Origin of the sequence: Brevibacterium sp. (genome assembly GCF_031179145.1) — a bacterium.
GTDB lineage: Bacteria > Actinomycetota > Actinomycetes > Actinomycetales > Brevibacteriaceae > Brevibacterium.
Window position 1 is genome coordinate 87,047 of record NZ_JAPSIB010000005.1, and the last position, 19,584, is coordinate 106,630.

Annotated in this window: 16 protein-coding genes; 7 read left to right on the forward strand and 9 right to left on the reverse strand. The window is 66.3% G+C overall.

Annotated features, from left to right (window positions below):
* The first annotated feature begins 105 nt into the window (after positions 1–105).
* A complete protein-coding gene (locus RIT73_RS05780) occupies positions 106–2,214 on the forward strand; it encodes a TRAP transporter fused permease subunit (protein ID WP_309131111.1) in 2,109 nt (702 codons plus the stop codon).
* A 13-nt stretch (positions 2,215–2,227) separates the two neighbouring features.
* A complete protein-coding gene (locus RIT73_RS05785) occupies positions 2,228–3,220 on the forward strand; it encodes a TAXI family TRAP transporter solute-binding subunit (protein WP_309131112.1) in 993 nt (330 codons plus the stop codon).
* Between the two features lie 56 nt (positions 3,221–3,276).
* On the opposite strand, the gene RIT73_RS05790 is transcribed toward RIT73_RS05785, so the two are convergent.
* Positions 3,277–4,578 (reverse strand): M18 family aminopeptidase, encoded by a 1,302-nt coding sequence (locus tag RIT73_RS05790; RefSeq protein WP_309131113.1) that lies wholly within the window; start codon positions 4,576–4,578, stop codon positions 3,277–3,279.
* Positions 4,579–4,641: 63 nt separating this feature from the next.
* On the opposite strand from RIT73_RS05790, the gene RIT73_RS05795 reads away from it, so the two are divergent.
* On the forward strand, positions 4,642–6,093 hold the full coding sequence (locus RIT73_RS05795) for a DUF1684 domain-containing protein (protein ID WP_309131114.1): 1,452 nt from the start codon (positions 4,642–4,644) through the stop codon (positions 6,091–6,093).
* Between the two features lie 137 nt (positions 6,094–6,230).
* Here RIT73_RS05795 and RIT73_RS05800 read toward each other — a convergent pair whose 3' ends face one another.
* Positions 6,231–8,237, reverse strand: a complete 2,007-nt coding sequence (locus RIT73_RS05800) for a M13-type metalloendopeptidase (RefSeq protein ID WP_309131115.1) — start codon at positions 8,235–8,237, stop codon at positions 6,231–6,233.
* A gap of 126 nt (positions 8,238–8,363) precedes the next feature.
* Here RIT73_RS05800 and RIT73_RS05805 point away from each other — a divergent pair, with 126 nt between their 5' ends.
* Entirely contained in the window at positions 8,364–9,041 is a 678-nt protein-coding gene (locus tag RIT73_RS05805) for a copper resistance protein CopC (RefSeq protein ID WP_309131116.1), read from the forward strand.
* 193 nt (positions 9,042–9,234) lie between these two features.
* Here the strand turns inward: RIT73_RS05805 and RIT73_RS05810 are convergent, their stop codons facing one another.
* Both RIT73_RS05810 and RIT73_RS05815 read right to left on the reverse strand, forming a co-directional pair.
* A complete protein-coding gene (locus RIT73_RS05810; protein ID WP_309131117.1) occupies positions 9,235–9,489 on the reverse strand; it encodes a hypothetical protein in 255 nt (84 codons plus the stop codon).
* A gap of 73 nt (positions 9,490–9,562) precedes the next feature.
* The gene (locus tag RIT73_RS05815) at positions 9,563–10,501 is read right to left on the reverse strand and encodes a LysR family transcriptional regulator (protein ID WP_309131118.1); all 939 of its coding nucleotides are present in this window, start codon (positions 10,499–10,501) and stop codon (positions 9,563–9,565) included.
* A gap of 76 nt (positions 10,502–10,577) precedes the next feature.
* On the opposite strand from RIT73_RS05815, the gene RIT73_RS05820 reads away from it, so the two are divergent.
* Positions 10,578–12,320: an FAD-binding protein gene (locus tag RIT73_RS05820; RefSeq protein WP_309131119.1), complete on the forward strand. Its 1,743-nt coding sequence runs from the start codon at positions 10,578–10,580 to the stop codon at positions 12,318–12,320.
* A 156-nt stretch (positions 12,321–12,476) separates the two neighbouring features.
* Here RIT73_RS05820 and RIT73_RS05825 read toward each other — a convergent pair whose 3' ends face one another.
* The 4 genes from RIT73_RS05825 to RIT73_RS05840 form a co-directional block, all read right to left on the reverse strand.
* Entirely contained in the window at positions 12,477–13,256 is a 780-nt protein-coding gene (locus RIT73_RS05825) for a DUF3618 domain-containing protein (RefSeq protein ID WP_309131120.1), read from the reverse strand.
* Between the two features lie 16 nt (positions 13,257–13,272).
* On the reverse strand, positions 13,273–13,614 hold the full coding sequence (locus RIT73_RS05830) for a phage holin family protein (protein ID WP_309131178.1): 342 nt from the start codon (positions 13,612–13,614) through the stop codon (positions 13,273–13,275).
* A gap of 265 nt (positions 13,615–13,879) precedes the next feature.
* Positions 13,880–14,638: a hypothetical protein gene (locus tag RIT73_RS05835; protein WP_309131121.1), complete on the reverse strand. Its 759-nt coding sequence runs from the start codon at positions 14,636–14,638 to the stop codon at positions 13,880–13,882.
* Between the two features lie 472 nt (positions 14,639–15,110).
* Entirely contained in the window at positions 15,111–15,551 is a 441-nt protein-coding gene (locus tag RIT73_RS05840) for a Fur family transcriptional regulator (protein WP_309131122.1), read from the reverse strand.
* A 162-nt stretch (positions 15,552–15,713) separates the two neighbouring features.
* Here RIT73_RS05840 and aztD point away from each other — a divergent pair, with 162 nt between their 5' ends.
* The gene (aztD, locus tag RIT73_RS05845; RefSeq protein ID WP_309131123.1) at positions 15,714–16,970 is read left to right on the forward strand and encodes a zinc metallochaperone AztD; all 1,257 of its coding nucleotides are present in this window, start codon (positions 15,714–15,716) and stop codon (positions 16,968–16,970) included.
* A gap of 13 nt (positions 16,971–16,983) precedes the next feature.
* On the opposite strand, the gene RIT73_RS05850 is transcribed toward aztD, so the two are convergent.
* Positions 16,984–18,213 carry an MFS transporter gene (locus RIT73_RS05850; protein ID WP_309131124.1) on the reverse strand — a complete coding sequence of 410 codons (1,230 nt, stop codon included), beginning with the start codon at positions 18,211–18,213 and terminating at the stop codon, positions 16,984–16,986.
* A gap of 295 nt (positions 18,214–18,508) precedes the next feature.
* Here RIT73_RS05850 and RIT73_RS05855 point away from each other — a divergent pair, with 295 nt between their 5' ends.
* Positions 18,509–19,555, forward strand: a complete 1,047-nt coding sequence (locus RIT73_RS05855) for an LCP family protein (protein WP_309131125.1) — start codon at positions 18,509–18,511, stop codon at positions 19,553–19,555.
* The last annotated feature ends 29 nt before the right edge of the window (positions 19,556–19,584 follow it).

The window sequence follows — 19,584 nt, forward strand, 5'->3', positions numbered from 1 at the left end:
CGGAACTTTCGGCAGGTTTCTCCGTCGAAACCTCTGCGGCGGTCGCGGATGGCTATAGTGTGAGTGAGTTCACAGCTTGAGCCCGCGTAATTGAAAGGGACACTGATGTCCGCACAGCCTCGCGCTGCTTCCGCCGATACGCCACTTCCCAAGGCGAACGTCGACGAGCTGATCGCGCAGTACGACGAGGAGCTGCCGCAGCGCAGCCTCACCCGTCGTCTCGACCTCGGCATCAGCATTGTCTGCTTCCTCATCTCCCTCTACGTGCTCAAGCAGGTGTTCTTCCCGCTTCCCCAGGGCAACCAGTACTACCTCATGTGGTTCCTCGCCCTCGTCCTGCCGCTGGTGTTCATCTGCTACCGGCCCGGGTTCACCCGAAAGCCGGCAGACTCCACTCGCGACCACGACAACCCGTCGATCATCGACTGGGTCCTTGTCGTCCTCACGTTCCTCACCTGCGCCTACCCGGTGCTGCCGTTCTTCTCGGGAGGATTCAACGAGTTCCTCAACCGGCAGGGCTCCCTGACGACTCTGGACGTCACGATGGGTGGCATCCTGCTGGTGCTCATCCTCGAGGCAACGCGGCGGACCACCGGGCTCATCCTCCCGCTGTTCTGCGTCTTCTTCTTCCTCTACAGCTACTACGGGGCTTACATTCCGATCGGCTGGCCCGGTTCGCACGCCGGCCAGAACTTCGACCAGATCGTCAACGCGCTCTACAACGACGCCAGCGGCTTCTACGGCATTCCCCTCGACGTCGCGGCCACCTACATCGTCCTGTTCACGATCTACGGGGCCGTCCTCGACAAGACAGGGGCTGCCAACTTCTTCATCGAGCTGAGCTTCTCGCTGTTCAAGAAGTCCAAGGCCGCACCCGGTCGCACGGTGGCGCTGTCCGGCTTCCTCCTCGGCACGGTCTCCGGATCAGGAACCGCCACCGCGGTCTCGCTCGGCGCCGTCACCTGGCCCGTGCTGAAGAAGGCCGGGTATCCGAAGGAGAACGCGGGCGGCATGCTCGCGGCTTCGGGCATCGGCGCGATCCTCTCACCTCCGACCCTCGGCGCTGCGGCCTTCATCATCGCGGAGCTCCTCAACGTCTCCTATGGGATCGTCCTGCTCTGGGCAGTCGTGCCGACTCTGCTCTACTACTTCGGGATCTTCCTCGCCATCGAGATCGACTCCCGCAAGATCGAGGTCGACTATCAGCCGCCTGCGGGCCTGCGCTCCTGGCCGATCCTCAAGAAGGGCTTCTACCACTTCATCTCGCTCGGCATCATCGTCGTGTTCCTCGCCATGGGCATGGCTCCGTTCAAAGCGGTGGTCTACGCGTCCCTCGTGGGCATCGGATTCGGGATCGCTGAGATCATCATCAGCCGCCGCAATGAGCCGGGGTCGATCCTCGGCGCCGTCTGGGATGTCATCTTCTCGGCGCTGTCGACCGGCATCCGCTCGGTCCTGCCCGTCACCAGCGTGTGCGCGGCGGCGGGAATCATCGTCTCGACGATCACGAAGACCGGCCTCGGGCAGGTCATCTCCGACATCCTCATCAAGGGTGCGCAGGCGATCTCCGACAACCCCACCGCCGTCATCGTCTTCACCTGCATCTTCGCCGCCGTCGCCGTCACGGTGCTCGGACTCGCGGTGCCCGTGACCGCCTCGTTCATCATCAGCTGGGTGATCGTGGGCCCGGCGCTCATCACCCTCGGCATCCCCGAGGCGGCTGCCGCGATGTTCATCTTCTACTACGCCGTGCTCTCCGAGGTCTCACCCCCGACCGCGCTCGCCGCAGTCGCCTCCTCCGCGATCACCGGCGGCCGCGTCATTGCGACGATGTGGCAGGCGTGCAAGTACGCGATCCCGGCGTTCCTCGTGCCCCTCGCTTTCACCTTCACTCCCGAAGGGGCATACCTCGTCGCGCAGGGCGGATTCGTCGGCGCGCTGTGGACCGGCGTCGTCTCCGCGTTCGCCGTGGCCGCACTGGCCGCCGGCGCCGGCGGGTGGCTCCTCCGCCGTGCCGGGTGGCCCGAACGCGTCCTCTGCTTCGTCGCCGCGGGGGCGCTGCTCTACCTGCAACCGCTGTCGATGATCATCGGATTCACGGCCCTCGTCCTCGCCGTCGTCGTCCACCTCATTCTGCGGCGCCGGCCGACTTCGACCACCCCACCGAAAACGACAGAACCGAACGAGGCCGGATCCCCGGCCGAGTCCAGTTGAGAAAGGACCACTCATGAAACGGACAAGGACGTTCACGACCGCTGCGATGGCGCTGGCCGCCGTGCTGGCGCTGAGCTCATGCGGCGGCAAGAGGGAGAACACCCCGGCGGCCGAAGGTGGCGACAGCTGTACCGCCGCCTCCGGGCAGATCACCATCGCGACAGGCAACTCGACCGGCGTGTACTACGTGCTCGGCGGCGGTCTGGCGCAGGTGATCTCGAGCAATACCGAGCTCAAGGCCACCGCGGCGGAGACCGGCGCCTCCGTGCAGAACCTCCAGCAGCTGGCCAGCGGCGATTATGACATCGCGTTCTCCCTGGCCGACACCGCAGCCGATGCGGTCAGCGGCAACGGCTCGTTCGACAAACCGGAGGAGATCTCCGCCCTGACCCGGATCTACGACAACTACACCCACGTGATCGTGCGCAAGGACGCGAACATCAAATCGGTCGAGGACTTCAAGGGCAAGACGATCTCGACCGGTTCGCCCAAGTCCGGCACCGAGGTCATCGCCAATCGCCTCATCGAGACCGCCGGTCTCAAGGAGGGCGACGTCACTGCGCAGCGTCTCGACCTGGCGAAGACCGTCGACGGCATGAAGGATGGCACGATCGACGGCATGGTGTGGTCGGGCGGCCTGCCCACGGCCGGTGTGACCGACCTGTTCACCTCCAACGGCAAGGACGTTGAATTCCTCGACATCTCGTCGCTCGAGGAGCCGATGAAGGAGATCAACCCCGTCTACGAGGTGGGTGAGGTTCCGGCCGAGACCTACAAGGGGGTCGCAGCCGTCAAGACCCTCGTCACGCCCAACGTCCTCATGGTCCGCAACGACATGGATGAGGGCACGGCGTGCGCGCTGACGAAGCTCGTCTACGACAAGAAGGCGGACCTCGAGAAGGTCCACGCCGCGGCGAAGGAGATCAACGTCGAGAACGCCGAGGCACCCGATCCGATCAAGCTCCACCCGGGCTCGCAGAAGGCCCTCGAGGAGCTGCAGAAGTAGGTCGAGCCCAAGGGCGTCGGGGTCGTGCCTGCCAACATGACCCCGACGCGCCCACCTCACCCCTGGAGGAACGCCCTTGCGACGGCGTTCAGGGCGGCGACGTCGCTGATCGCGCACATCTCCCGTGCCGAGTGCATCGAGTACAGGGCCGGGCCCACATCCACGGTGGTCATGCCCAGTCGGGTCGCGGTCAGCGGGCCGATCGTCGACCCGCAGGGCATCGCGTTGTTCGACACGAAGTCCTGGGACTCGACGCCGGCCGCCGCACAGGCCGCCGACCACACGGCGGTGCCCACGGCATCGGTGGCGTAGCGCTGCTGCGCATTGAGCTTGAGCATGGGTCCACCGCCCAGCCGGGGCCGGACATGCGGGTCGTGGCGCTCGGGATAGTTGGGATGCGCCGCGTGACCGGCGTCCGAGGACAGGCACACCGACCCGGCCAGCAGGGCGAGGTAGTCGCTGCGCGTGGAGTCGGGGAACAGGGACTCGGCGATGCGTTCGGTGATGTCGGCGAGGAATGGTCCGCAGGCTCCTGAGCGCGAATTCGACCCGATCTCCTCATGGTCGAATCCGGCGAAGACTGCGATCGCCTCCAATCCGTCGGGGTCCACGGACCGGCATGCGGTGAACCCGGCGTGGACGGAGAGAAGGTTGTCCAACCTCTGCGAGGCGAAGAACTCGTCCTCCGCGCCGAACAGCGACGGGGATTGGGTGGGGACCGTGTAGACGTCGTGGCCGACGACCTGTTCGGGGTCCACCTCGGCGGAGGCGGCGAGGAGTTCGATGATGTCGGATTCGGCGAGGTCGGCGAGACCGATGATCGGGGTGGTGTGACGCTGTTTGTCGAGCGTCAGGCCCTCGTTGACTTGTCGGTCGAGGTGGATGGCCAGCTGCGGGATGCGCGCGATCGCCGGGGTCTGCGCGAGGACGACGCGACCATCGGCGAGGCTGAGGCGGCCTGCGAACGCGAGCTCGCGGTCGAGCCAGGAATTGAGCAGCGGACCGCCGTAGATCTCGACCCCGACCTGCCGAACGCCCTCGGAGGCGAACTCGCCGCCCGGTTTGAGTTTGAACGCGGGGGAGTCGGTGTGCGAACCGAAGACGCGGAAGCCGCTGATCGCTTCGAGCGAGGAGGGGACACGCCAGGCGATGATCGCGCCGTCACGAACCACATAGCACCCGTCGCCGGGCTCCAGCGCCCACTTCTCGCGCTCGTCGAGTTGCACGAAACCGGCCGCGTCCAAACCGGCCGCGGTGACGGCGGTGGCATGATAGGAAGTGGGTGAGGAGCTGACGAAGTCCGAGAGTTCGGACGCGACCTGTGCATTCGTCTGAGGGTTCATGGGAGTTGTGCTCATTTTCACAGCCTATCGTTTGCCCCTGACCCGGAAACGAGTGCCCGAGCACGAGGAGGATTCGACGTGGACCAGTTCGTTGCAGAATGGAACACATGGCGTGATTCGCGAAACTCCGCGTTGGCCAGGCCCTTCGGATGGCTGTCCGTCGCCGGCCTCTACTGGCTCGATGAGGCCACGACCTGGCCCGGTGCGCCCGGAGACTTCACCGTCGAAGACGGCTGGGTGCGGGTCGTCCTCAAACCCGGGACGACTGCCGGTCCCGCCGCCGAGACCTTCGACCTCCTCCGTGGGGAGAAGGAGACCGAAACCACCGCCGCCGCACCCGCCCCGCCTCGACCCCAGGTGCAGGTGGAGGAGAACGGGTTCAGCGCGAAGCTGCCCCCGGAGGGATCGCTCGACTGGTTCACGGTCGGCCACGTCCTCTATGAGCTCATCGAGCGGGGTGGGCGCACAGCCATCAGGATCCGCGACTCGAAGTCCCCTCTGCTGAACAAATTCATCGAAGTCCCCGTGTTCGACCACGACCGGTCCTTCGTCTTCCTCGGGAAGTTCACACCCTATGACCCGCCGCAGAAGCGCATGATCGGAACCGCGCAGTCCGACGTGCAGCTGCAGACAGAGGTCGTCGGCACGGTCAGCTTCGAGTCCGAGAGCGGAGAGGTGCGGCTGGAGGCCACCGGCAGCCCCACGACCGGGCTGCACCTGACCTTCCACGATCCGACGAACGGTCGGTCCACCTCGATGTGGCGGATGGTGGATCTGGGGATTCCGGGGGCCGACGGCTCCGTCATCGTCGACTTCAACCGCGCGGTCAACTACCCGTGCGCGTTCACGGCATTTGCCACCTGCCCGGCCCCGGTCGAGGGCAACGTCGTTCCGTTCCCCGTCACCGCCGGCGAGCAGCGGCCCCCGTTCTACCTGTCGGAGAACGGCGTCAACACCCCGTTCCTGCTCTACACGTTCTGGGATGAGGGGAGGCCGGATCCGACCCCGGACTGGTACGCGGACTTCGGGCTCGATGCGACGGTGCTCGATCCGGTCGAGGACACGGATCCCTCCCTGGTCGGCTACGACGGACTGGCGTTGTCGGGCAAGGATCTCTCTCCGCTCGGTCGCCGGGCGCGGTCCCGACTGATCAAAGTCTCCGCCGAGGCGCTGACCTCGCGGATCCCGGTGGTGGGAGTCGGCGCGTATTCCGAATTCGTCATCACCGCCCAGCGTGAGGTGCGCGAACTCCTCGGATACCAGGACGGGGTCGAACCGGTCCATGAAACGAGTCCGGGACGACTGCTCGTCGTCATGAGCTCGGAGCTCAAGCCGGCAGAGGCGGGCTTCAGAGTTCTGCGCACCGACAAGAGCGGGCTGAGCTATATCGAGCTCCCGCAGGGGTTGCCCCTGGACTCGGAGTTCGCGGACTCCGAGGCCTTCGAGGACGCGATGGAATCCGGTGCGGAGGTGTCGAGCTGGCAGGAATTCGCCTACCGGCTGGCGACCCTCGTCAGCGGCCACCGCTGAGAACAGGCATACGATGAACGGCCCGGCACCCTCGCTCGAGGGTGCCGGGCCGCCGCTCTACTGCGGGGCTGTGGCCGCTCTACTGCGGGGCTGAGGCCGCCCCACTGCGGGGCTGAGGTCGCTCTACTGCGGGTCCGTCACCAGATGGTGACGCGGGATTCGGGGGCGAGGTACATGCCGTCGGTTTCCGTGACCCCGTAGGTGTCGTGGAACGCGGTCATGTTCTTCACGACCTGGTTGCAGCGGAACTCCTCCGGCGCATGCGGGTCGATGCTCAGCCGGCGCACGCGCTCCTCGGTGCGCATCTTCGACCGCCAGGCCTTCGCCCAGGCTTCGAAGAAGTTGCGGGCCTGCTCGGCGTCGGGAGACCCGCCGAGCTCGAGTTCGAGGGCCTTCCACGCGATCGACAGACCACCCAGGTCGCCGATGTTCTCACCGACGGTCAGGGCGCCGTTGACGTGCTGGGTGGGATCGAGTCCCGCCGGCACCAGAGCCTCGTACTGCTCGATGAGCGCCGTGGTCCGCTCCTCGAACCGTTCCCGGTCCTCAGCCGTCCACCAGTCGACGAGGTTGCCATCGCCGTCGTAGCGCGAACCCTGGTCGTCGAAACCATGTCCGATCTCGTGGCCGATGACCGCGCCGATCGCCCCGAAGTTCGCAGCGACGTCACCCTCGGGATCGAAGAAGGGCGGCTGCAGGATCGCGGCCGGGAACACGATCTCGTTCATCACCGGGTGGTAGTAGGCGTTGACCGTCTGCGGGGTCATCAGCCACTCGGTTCGATCGATCTCCTGGCCGATCCGCCTGATCTGCCGGGCATGCTCGGCCCGTGAGCACCGGCGCACATTGCCGACCAGATCGGTGGCGTCGATCGTCGCCGGATACTCGCGCCACACCTCGGGGTAGCCGACCTTCGGGGTGAACTTCGACAGCTTGACCAGCGCCCGCTGCTTCGTCTCCTCACTCATCCAGTCGAGTCCGGTGATCGACTTGTCGTAAGCCTTGATGAGCATCTCGACGAGGTGGTCGATCGCCGCCTTCGCTGGCGGCGGGAACTCACTTGCGACGTAGAGCTTGCCCACCGCCTCGCCGAGGAGGCCCTCGACGAGCCCGACACCGCGCTTCCAGCGCTCCCGCAGGGCAGGGGTGCCCGAGAGGGTGCGGGAGTTGAAGTCGAAGTTCTCCTCGACGATCTCGTCGGTGAGCAGGGTCGCGTTGTCGGAGAGCACGGTGAAGCGCAGCCAGGTCTTGATCGTGTCGATGTCGGTCTCCGCCCACACCTGGGCCATCCCGGTCACGTAGGAGGGCTGGGCGACGATGAGGGACTCGAGTCCGCCGTCGACGTCGGCGGCCAGCGAGGAGAACCAGGAGTCGAAGTCGAACTCCGGTCCGAGCTCGCGCAGCTGACCCACCGTGTACTTGTTGTAGGTCTTCTCAGCGTCGCGGCAGGACACCCGGTCCCAGTGGTGGCGGGCCAGCGCGGTCTCGAAGGCCATCACCTTGGCGGCCACCTCGGCGTCGGGGAGCCCGCTGCGGGTCCCGATCCCGCCGAGGGCGGACATCCTCTTCACGTGCTCGACGAACTTCACCCGCACCTCGGCGTGGTCGTCGTTGAAGTAGTAGTCCTCGTCGGGCAGGGAGATGCCGGCCTGGACGAGGTAGAGGGCGTAGATTTCGGAGTTCTTCGCGTCCGCGGTGACGTAGCCGCCGAGCAGCCCGCCCATGCCCTCGGTCTCGAGGCGGCCGAGGAGGGCTGCGAGCTCGGACTTGTCCTCGGCGGCGTCGATGGCCTCGAAGATCGGGTCCAGGGGAGAGGTGCCCAGTGAGTTGATCCGCTCGAGGTCCATGAAGGAGGAGAAGAGGTCGGCGACCTTCTGCCCTTCGCTGCCGGACTCCTGCGGGGTTTCGGAGACGGAGGTGATGATGTCGCGGACCTTGTTCTCCGCGGTGTCGAAGAGTTCGCGCATTGCGCCGTCGCCGGCGCGGTCGTCGGGGATCGTGAACGAGTCGATCCACTCGCCGTTGATGTGACGGTACAGGTCATCCTGAGGACGCGCCGAGGTGGGCGTCGCCTGGGCGCCTGCTGCTGCGGTCGCCGGTGCGGTGGCAGAGGGTGGCGGGGCGCTCGTGGTTTCAGAAGTCATGGTGCAACAGTATCGCGGGCAGGCTCAATGAAATCAGAGAAATCATTGACACAATGGAGAGGGTCATCCAGGCAACTGGTGGTTTGCGAACTAGACTCTAGGCAAACGTTGTAAGGAGAACTTCCCATGATCCCCATGACTCGAACCCGTTGGACCGCTCTCAGGCTTGGCTTCGTGGCCCTGCTCGTCGCTGCCATGAGCGTCATTGCCTTCGCGCCTGCCAGCGCCCACGATCAGCTCGTCTCCTCGAACCCCGAAGACGGCGCCAAGCTCGACAAGCAGCCCGAGTGGATCGAGCTGAACTTCTCCGGCGACGTCCAGCAGGTCGGCAGCGAGGTCAAGGTCGAGATCGACGGGACCAACGTCTCCGCCGGTGAGCTCGCCGTCGAGGGCACAAAGCTGACCGTGGCACTGCCTGACAACCTCAAGCCCGGCGAGTACAAGGTGATCTGGCGCGTCGTGTCCGCCGACGGCCACCCGGTCTCCGGTGAGTACGGCTTCACCCTCAACGACGCCGAGGGCGCCGGCGGCTCCGTCGAGCAGTCGACCAAGGCCGGACTCGGCGGCGCGGTCGTCGACGAACCCGGCAAGAAGGGCGAGGACCGCGGCGAGATCGGCGAAGCGTCGAACAGCGAATCCGGGATGTCGACCCCGATGATCGTGCTCCTGGCCGTCGGCGGCCTGGCCATCATCGTCATCGTCGTCCTCCTCATGCGCCGCAAGTCCCAGGGCCTGCCCGGCACCGGAAGCGGCCCCGCAGGAGCTGACACCGACACCGACAGGGACGGAAAGCCCGGCGCCTGACCGTCGACTGACCTGAAAGGCGGGAAGCGGGAGCTAGGCGGCTGACCGGCAGCTGACCTATCAGATTTCCAGGGAGGAAAGGGTCGAAAAGTCATCGAGACTTCGACCCTTTCCTCCCTGAAAATCTGTCACTTTCCTCCCTGACATCGGTCAGAGCGCCGAGGCGTCGTCCCCCGACCCGCGCCTACTGACCTCAGCCCGCCGGGCCCTCGTCCGGCCGCCCCTTCGGGTGGTACTCGATGTCGTCGACGTCGACATCTCCCGCGTCATCGGGTCCGCCCGTCCCGGGGGCAGTTCTCACGGCGGCGTCGTCGACATCGGGCTCCCGCAGCGTCTCGCTGTCGCCCGGCTTGTTCTGCCGCTGCCGGGTCTCGGTCTCGCTGCTCGGCGACTCGACGGTGTCCTCGTCCATGCTGTCGTTGTGGACTTCACGATTCTGATCACTCATACCCAAACGCTACGCACGCCGCCGAGGCCTGTCCAGGGGTCGTGTGCCCCCGGGCGGATTGCGGCAAGCATCCCTACCCCACCAACCGCACGTGGTCGGCCAGGCCTGCGGACTCCGCGCTGAGCGCGTGTGCGGTGGCGAGGATCGTCTCCTCCATCGCCGAGGCGGCTGCCGTCGCCCGCACGTCCGCCCGGGCCGCGAGACTCACCGTCCGGGACAGGCTGGGCGCCAGCAGCTGCGCCGACTTCAAGCCCGGCCGGTCGACGAGGACCATCGCCGGGACGATCGCGACTCCCAGCCCACGCTCGACGAACCGCAGGGCCGCGTCCATCTCCGCCCCCTCGACGACGATGGTCGGGACAATCCCGGCCGCGTCGAAGGCCGCCGAGGTGGCCGCCCGCAGGTCATATCCGTGGTGGAAGGCGATCTGGGGGAGTGCGGCGACCTCGGCCAGGGTGACCCGGTCCGCCTCGACCAGCGTCGAGGTGTCGGCTGAGATCACGACGAGGTCCTCGGCGAGCAGGCCCTGGGTTCGCAGTCGGGGGCCGGGGGCTCCGGCGTCGAGGGTGCGGGTGACGAGGGCCAGATCGAGCTGTCCTACGCCGAGCGCGTCGATGAGCTCCCGGGATCCCTTCTCCATGAGAGTGAGCTCGATCCCGGGATGGTCGGTGTGGAACCGGCTGATCGCCTCGGCGAGGAGACTCACACACAGCGTCGGAGTGGCGCCGAGGCGGATCCTGCCCCGGCGCAGACCCGCGAGCTCGGCCATGTCGACCTTGACGGATTCCGCATCGGCGAGCATCCGGCGAGCGGTCGGGAGCAGAGTCTCGCCCGCATCGGTGAGACTGATGTGTCCACGCGCGCGGTTGAACAGCTGCGCGCCGAGTTCCCTCTCCAGGGTGGAGATCTGCCGGCTGAGGGAAGGTTGCGCCAGGTGAAGGGCGGTGGCGGCTTTCGTGAAATGTCCCGTTTCGGCGACCGCGACGAAGCTCGCCAACTGCTCTAGATTCATGGTAATAGCCTACTGCTATGAAGTCGAGCAGAACAATGCATTGGACGTATCGCCGGGGTGTTCCTAGCGTGGAAGCATGACCTCACCACAGAATCTCCGCGAACATGTCCTCTCCACCTCGGTGCTCGTCATCGGCACCGGCGGATCGGGACTCCGGGCGGCCATCGAAGTCGCCGAGGCCGGAGTCGATGTCCTCGCCGTCGGCAAACGTCCCAAGCACGACGCCCACACCTCGCTAGCCGCCGGCGGCATCAACGCCGCCCTCGGCACCATGGACCCCGAGGACTCCTGGCAGCAGCACGCCGCCGACACGATCAAGGAATCCTACGGACTCGCCAACCCCCGCACCGTCGAAATCGTCACCCGGGGCGCGGCCCAGGGCGTCGCCGACCTCGAGCGCTGGGGCATGGACTTCGCGAAGGAGGACGACGGGCGGATCTCCCAGCGCTTCTTCGGCGCCCACACCTTCCGCCGCACCGCCTTCGCCGGCGACTACACGGGCCTCGAGATCCAGCGCACCCTTGTCGGCCGCAGCGAACAGCGGGGCATTCCCATCCTCGACACCGTCTACATCACGAAGCTCCTCGTCTCGGACGGCCGGATCTTCGGCTGCTTCGGCTTCGACCTCGTCGACGGCAGCCGCTATCGCATCCACGCCGACGCGGTCATCCTCGCCGCCGGCGGCCACAACCGGATCTGGCGTCGAACCAGCTCCCGCCGGGACGAGAACACTGGTGACTCCTTCCGCCTCGCCGTCGAGGCGGGTGGGCGGCTGCGCGACGCCGAGCTCGTCCAGTTCCACCCGTCGGGCATCATCGAACCGGAGAACGCGGCAGGCACCCTGGTTTCCGAGGCCGCCCGCGGGGAGGGCGGAATCCTGCGCAACAGCCTCGGCGAGAGGTTCATGGAACGTTACGATCCCGAGCGGATGGAGCTCTCGACCCGGGACCGAGTGGCGCTTGCGGCCTACACCGAGATCGCCGAGGGCCGGGGGACTCAGAACGGCGGCGTCTGGCTCGACGTCTCCCACCTCCCGCGCGAGACGATCATGAGCCGGCTGCCCCGGGTCTACCAGACGCTGATGGAGACGCAGATGCTCGACATCACCTCACACCCCATCGAGATCGCGCCGACCGCGCACTACTCGATGGGCGGGGTGTGGGTCGACCCGGTCGACCACAGCACCGACGTCGAGGGACTGTGGGCCATCGGCGAGGCCTCGTCCGGCCTCCACGGGGCCAACCGCCTCGGCGGCAATTCGCTCATCGAACTCCTCGTGTTCGGTCGGATCGTCGGCCGTTCCGCGGTGACGTACTCGGAGGAGTTGGAGGCGCAGGTGCGGTCGCGGGATTCCGTCGCCGAGGCGCGGGCTGAGATCGATGATCTGCTCGCCTCCGATGGGCCGGAGAATGTGCGGGCGCTGCAGCGGGAGGTCCGCACTCTCATGACCGAGCACGCCGGAGTCGTGCGCGACGAGGAGGGTCTGCTCGCCGGCTTGGAGAAGCTGGCCGGGATCGAGGACAGGATGGGGCAGGTGGGGATCCATCCCGACATCGCCGGGTTCTCCGACCTCGCCCATGCCTTCGACCTCAGGTCCTCGGTGCTCGCTGCGCGGGCGACCCTCGAATGTGCTCTCGAGCGCCGGGAGACGCGCGGCTGCCACAATCGCAGTGACTATCCCGACCTCGACGAAAGTCTCCAGGTCAATCTGGTGTGGTCGCCGGAGGCCGGGGTGATCAGGGAGGACATCCCGCCGGTCGACCCCGAGGTGGCCGCGCTCATGCGCGAGGTCAGCCAGGAGGGCAAGCTCGTCGAATGAGCGGTGCGGCTGAGGGGCGATGGTCCGGCCGCGGGCTGATGGTCCGGCGCCCGGACACACAGCAGCTCCGGTGGGTGTCCCACCGGAGCTGCTGCGTCTCTTCATGCGCCCGACTGCTTGAGCGCACTGGCTATGAGCTGTTCAGACCTTGGCTGTTCAGGCCTGGTGTTTGCCGCCCGGCTGATCCGAGGGGTAGCCGGGGCCGCCTGGCTGCGTCGAGTAGCGCGGCCGATCCGGATCCCCGGTGACCACCGGTCGGCTCGACGGCGCGGTGCCCGTCGGACCCGAGTGGTCTGGCTGGCTAGAGGAGCTCGACAGTCCGGACTCGCTCGAATCCTGGACATTCGACTTCGCCTCTTCGGCACGTCCTTTGACGTGCTCGGCAGCGTCCTGCCCCTCGCTCTTGACGTTCTGCGCAGCATCCTGCGCAGTGCCCTTCACTTCCTCGACGGCCTCCTGGGCGGGCTCCTTCATGCCCTCGGCGACGTCCTGGGCGGCGCCCTTGACCTCGGAGACCAGCGGTTCGGACTTCTCCTTGATCTGCTGTGCCGCCTGCTTCTCGCGCTCGCTCACCGGCAGCAGCGCGGCGGCGAGCATTCCCGCGCCGAAGGCGATGAGGCCTGCAGCGACGGGGTTGCCCTGGGTCTGCTGGCGAACCTGCTGCGGAGCACCTTGGACCGCCTCGGCGGCCTCGTGGGCCTTGTCCTGCATCACGTCCTGTGCGTGCTGGGCCTTGGCGCCGGCAGTGCCGCTTGCGTGGTCTGCCTCGCCCATGACTTTGCTCTTGAGCTGACCGACCTTGCTGCGGACTCCGTCCATCTGACGCTGCGCGATCGACGACGGGCTGACCTTCTCCTGCACGGCATCGACGTCAGTGCCCAGTTCTGCGCGGGTCTCTTCGATCTGTCGACGGATTTCATCTGGTGACTGGCTCATGATTCATCGCCCCTGTTCACTTGAGTGCTTCTGGGATCTCTTTGACGGTCTCCGTGGTCTGCGGAACGCCCTCGACTGCTTTCAGTTCCTTCTTGCCCTTGAGGGCGAGGATGGCCGCGACGATCGCCCAGATGATTGCGACGATGATCGCTGCCCACACCGGACCGGTGAGGTTGGAAATGCCGGCCCACAACGCAAGCGAGAGGAAGAGCAGCACCATGTAACCGGCCAAGGCGGCGCCGGTGAACATCCCGGCCCCCTTGCCTGCTTTGCTGGCCGACTCGCGCAACTCGGCTTTTGCCAGTTCGACCTCCTGGCGCATCAGCGTGGAGAGGTCCCGGCTGACCTCCTTGAGCATGTCGCCCAACGACTGCTCGCGTGCGCGCTGGTCAGGATCGGCACCGATGAGGTGGTCCTGGTCAGACCGCGGGGCGCCGGCTCCTGGGACTCCGGTCCCCGGAGATCCGGCTCCCGGGACTCCGGCTCCCGGGACTCCGGCTCCCGGGGCTCCGGCTCCTGGAACTCCGGCCCCCGGAACTCCGGCTCCTGGGGCGCCGGTCGGGTGGGCGCCTGGTTCGTGGCCGGGCATATGGTCTCGTGGCTGTGTCATCGGTTCGACCTCCTCAGTTCAGTCCTCGAGCGCCGTCGTCCGGGAACGTCGGATCGACTCGGCTCGGCGCCGCACTCGGCGAGCTGGTCGGGTATGCCGGTGGCTGCGACGGGTACCCGGGCGCGGTCCTCGTCTCCGGGGCGCCGGTGGCGGGAACTCCGCCCTCGAGCGGATCCCTTCTGTAGTCGCCCGCCTGCGGAGGAACCGAGGGTGGGCTGGAGACGGGAGCGCCGGCCCCGGACGAGGGAGAGCCGGTGCTGGAGTTCGAGCTGCTGCTCGAGCCCGAGCCGCTGCTGTTCTCCTTGAGGCTGCGCGCGAGCCGACCGGCCACCAGACCCGCTCCGGCGGCGATCGCCAGGAACGTTCCCGGGCGGTTGCGGGCGAATCGCTTGGTCTCCTCGAGCACCGAGGAAGGATCTCGGTCGTCGAGCCAGCCGGCAACGCTTCCCAGGCGGCTGGCGGCTTCCTGCACCCATTGAGTGGCGATGCCGTTCTGCTCCGAGTTGTCTGCCATCGAGCGCAGCTCTTCACTGACGGACTTCAATCCCTCGGCGGCACGCTTCTGCTGGGTGCCTGCCTGCTCGTTGAGGTCGTGCTGGAGGGTGTGCATCAGGCTCTGAGCCTGGCCCTTCGCTTCCTCGGCGACATTCCGGGCTTCGCCCTTGGCGGTGTCGGCGACGTGGCGACCGGCGGCGGCGCCTTCCTGGCCGACCTGCTGGGCCTCACCCTTTGCGACATCGGCCCTGGAATTCTCGTCCTGACCCGGTGACACCGCAGGCGGCTCGGACTGTGATGTGGAGCGCGGCCGAAATGGCGGTGAACCCAAAGGATCGGTGGCGGATGTTCCGCTGGGGCGAGTTGCCAAGGGGTCGTTGGCGGCGGTTGGTTCGGTTCGGGGTGCCAAGGGGTCTTCAGGGAAATTCTGATTGCTCATAGCGCTTCCTCCTTGTTCAGGGTGCCTTGCCGTTGTCGCGCGATGTTGCTCATGGCCTGCGTGCCGATCGGACGGCAGCGATGAATCGGCCGTCACGTGTCATCAGTTCCGCAACGAAAGCATCACTCCTCCGTATCGACGATGATGAGCAGCTGCGAACAGGTGTTGGATCGGCGAAAGCCACCTTGTGTCCATCTGATCCGCTGCAACTGCTTGGAACACCGAGAATACGCGGTGGGGACAGAATGAAAAGGTGTGCACGAAACTCACTTAAAGTACCCGCGGACGGGAAAGGAGGGTTGCGAGGCTCTCAGGACGTCTCTGCGCTCGTGGAGCAGTCGGCGCAGATTCCGAAGACCTCGAAAGTGTGACTGATCGCGGTGAACCCGTTGGAGCGACCGACGTCGTCGAGCCACTGCTCGACGGGCGGACTGATCTCGACGGCGGTGCCGCACTGTCGGCAGACGATGTGATGGTGATGCTCGGCAGTGTGGCAGGAGCGGAAGAGCCGTTCACCGTCGGGGCTGGTCACGGTATCGATCTCGCCGTCATCGGCGAGGCGGTTGAGCTGCCGGTAGACCGTTGCCACACCGATTCCTGAACCAGAGGCATTGAGCAGCCGGTGGAGCTCCTGCGCGGAGACGAAGCCACCCAGCGTCGACAGTTCCGCGCTGATCGCGCTCTTCTGCTGCGTGCTGCGACGCGGTTTCCGAGTCGCCTCCGAGTCGGCGGGGCCTGTGCGGCCGGTCATGAGGGCTCCCTGGGCAAAGCTGCGGCGTCGATGATCGTCTCTCATCCTAGTGGCCGCCCTGCGCCACGTGTGCCGACAGCCCGTGCACATCATGTAGGATCACTTCCACTAGTGATAACGACTATCAATAAATATAACAGAACGACTATGTGAAGGACCTCCATGAAGACTCGACAGCATTTCGTCGTCCCGTCCGCGGTCTTGGCCGCAGGACTCGCTCTCCTCGGCGGGTGTGCCGGTGAGAGCAGTGAGACCTCGGCTGCAGCAGGAGAAGGCGAAACCTCGCCATCGGCCCGGCCCTCCGTGCCGCCGACGGAGCTGAAGAAGCCGGAACCTCGGCTGGTGCTGACCTACGACGGCGGCCTCCTCACCCTCGACGCGCAGACGCTCGATGTCATCGACGACACCCAGCTGGACGGGTTCAATCGGGTGAACCCGGCCGGAGACGGTCGTCACGTGATGGTGACGGCCGGGAACGAATTCCGGCTCTTCGACGCCGGCTCCTGGACCGAGCCGCATGGCGACCACTCCCACAGCTACTCCGTCCCGCCCGGAATGACGGACACGTCGTTCCCCTCGGACAAGCCCGGTCATGTCATCCATCATGGACAGTCGACCGTGCTGTTCGGCGACGGGGACGGGAAGATGCAGATCCTCGACCCGGAGAAGCTCTCCGATGCCGACCCCCAGCCGCGCATCGTCGAGGCCGAGGCACCTCATCATGGGGCCGCAGTCCAACTGGACACCGGAGAGCTCATCCACACCGTGGGCACCGAGGAGGAGCGATCGGGAGTCGTGGTCCGCGACCAAGAGGGCCGCGAAACCGCCAGGAACGAGGACTGCCCGGGCGTGCACGGCGAAGCTGCCGCGAAGGACGACGTCATCGCATTCGGCTGCGAGAACGGGATCCTCTACTACAGCCAGGGAAAGTTCACCAAGGTCGACTCAACGGACGAATACGGGCGCATCGGGAACCAGGCCGGCGACGAGAATTCGTCCGTCATCCTCGGCGACTACAAGGTCGACGAAGACGCCGAGCTGGAACGGCCGGAACGCGTGAGCCTCACCGATACCCGCACCGGTCACCTCAAGCTGGTCGATCTGGGAACGTCGTACAGCTTCCGGTCTCTCGATCGTGGCCCCGAGGGTGAGGCGCTGGTGCTGGGAACCGACGGACAGCTCCATGTCATCGATGCCGAGTCGGGCAGAGAGGAGTCCGTCATCCCGGTGGTCGATAAGTGGACCGAGCCCCTCGAATGGCAGGAGGCGCGGCCGACTCTGTACGTGCAGGGGAAGAACGCCTATGTCAGCGAGCCCGCGAAGAAGACTCTCCACGTCGTCGATCTGGAGTCCGGGAAGGTGACCAAGAGCAAGGAGCTGCCCCACGCGAGCGACGAGATCACCGGAGTCACCGGCTGATCCCACCCGGCCATCAGCCCTTGAGCGACACCTTCCGGCTGAGCCGCGCCTCGTGGCTTGAGCGCTTCGGGTTGAGCAGCTTGAGCAGGCTCACGGCGAGGATGGCGCCCATGAGCGCGCAGCCGGCGGGCAGGAGCATCGCCGACTTCGCGCCATGGGCGTCGATGATGCTGCCGGCGATGGCCGAGCCGAAGGCGACGCCGAAGCCCAGGGATGTGCCGAGCCAGGCGAAGGCTTCGGTCAGTCGCCTCGGCGGGGCGAGCTGTTCGATGACGGAGTTCGCGCCGATGAGGCTGGGGGCGATCGTGAAGCCGACGCAGAAGAGGATGATGCCGAAGGACATCATGCCCTCGGCGAGCAGCATCGTGCAGGTGCCGATCGCGAGCAGCGACACGGTGACGCCGAAGCGGTGGTGGGTCGCCGATGACCAGCTGCGGGCGCCGTAGAGCGCTCCGGAGATCAGCGAACCCAGGGCGAAGGCGCTGAGCAGGACCCCGGACAGGGGTTTGAGGCCGAGCTCGTCCGAGAATGCGACCGCGATGACGTCGATGGCCCCGAAGTTCACGCCGAGGAACACGTTGACGATGATGATCGTGAAGATGCCGGGGTTGGAGAAGACATGGCCTTTGGGCTCGGTGCTGCGCTCGATCGGGGGCGGTTCGGTCGACTTCTGGATGTAGAGGAGGACCGAGCCGACGGCGGTGGTGATCATCGAGAAGATGACGCCTGCGGGCGGCCACACGGCGGTGGCGAGGACAGTGGCGAGCACGGGGCCGGTGACGAAGAGGAGCTCGTCGGCAACGGACTCCCAGGAGAACGCCGTCTGCAGCTGCTTGGGGGAGCCGACGAGATGGGACCAGCGGGAGCGCACGAGCGAACCGACGGAGCCGACGGTGGCTCCGCCGATGCCGGCGAAGAGGAAGACGAAGCCGACCCACCAGTCGAGGTACACCGAGAGGATGAGCAGGAGCAGCGCGGCGAGGTGGATGATGACGATGGGCACCATCACCGTGGCCTGCCCGCGACGGTCGACGAGGCGTGCGATCACCGGGCCCGCAATCGCTTGGACGATCATGTACACGGCGGTGACGATGCCCGCCAGGCCGTAGGAGCCGGTGACGCCCTGGATGAAGAGGACGATTCCCAGACCCAGAACAGCGATGGGCATGCGTGCAACGAGGCCGGCCAAGGAGAACTTGAGGGCACCGGGAAGAGACAGAATTTCCCGATAGTTGTTGAACACCTCAGAAGTCTACCTACTACCGTCCAGTCGGTACAGTAGTCCGGCGGCGGAATCTCGGGTGAGAACGGTCACCGCCCACCAATCCGCCCGAGCCCGCCAGGCCGCCCCGCCCGAGCCCGCCGGTCCGCCCCAGACCGGAGCCCGCGCCCCATTCGACGCTGAGTCCCGATGCCAGCCCATGACTATACAATGAGTGCGATCCTTGACGCTTTCTGCCGTTGCCGTGCGCCCCGATCAGCACGACCACCCGCGCGACGACTGCAGCACCACCCCTCTTGACACGACTGGAGTGCCGATGACGGACCACAGCAATTTCGACGACATGTTCGGCCGGCAGGACGAGCAGCGCGAACGTCCTCGCAAGAAGCGTCGGGTGTGGCGCAAGATCCTTGTGGCGGCCATCGTCGTCGTGGTCCTCGGCGTCCTGGGCGTCGGACTCTACCTGTGGAACGTGGGACGCAACTTCAACGAGGCGGCCAACCAGCTCTCCGACGAGCAGGTCTTCGGCGACACCAAGGCCAAGGAGTCGAACGACAAGAACGGAACGAACATCCTGCTGCTCGGCTCGGACGAGCCGATGAGCGAAGTCGACATGAACGACAGCCGCGGACTGCGCTCGGACTCGATGATGGTCATGCACCTGCCCGAATCCGGATCGAACGTCCAGGTGATGTCGATCCCGCGTGACACCTGGGTCGACATCGAGGGCCATGGTGAGGCGAAGATCAACGCCGCGCTGTCCTACGGTGGATTGCCACTGGCGGTGTCCACGGTCTCCGACTTCATCGACGACGACATCGACCACGTCGCCGTCATCGACTTCGAGGGGTTCAAGGGACTGACCGACAGCCTCGGCGGGGTGACCGTGAACTCCGAGCAGGCCTTCACCCGCGACGGCCACGAATTCGTCAAGGGCGAGAACCGCCTCAACGGCGAAGAGGCACTGGCCTTCGTGCGCGAACGCAAGAAGTTCTCCGACGGCGACTTCCAGCGCGCCCGCAACCAGCAGGCGTTCATCAAGGGCCTGATCAACGAGATGATCTCCGCCGACACTCTGTCGGACCCGCAGAAGATCGCGAACATGGTCACCGAGTTCGCGCCCTACATGTACGTTGACAGCGGGCTCACCGCGCAGTACATCTCCGCGACTGCATTCGAGATGCGCGACGTCCGCCCATCCGACATCCAGTTCTTCACCGCCCCGACCGCGGGCGTCGGTCGCTCGGCCGATGGTCAGTCGATCATCGAGGTCGACGAGGCGGAGCTGAAGAAGGTGCGCGAGGCGTTCAAGAACGACACCCTCGCCGAGTACGTCGAGACCGCGCCTGAGCAGCACCTCTGATCGGTCGGTCGTCCTGACCGGGCGACTGC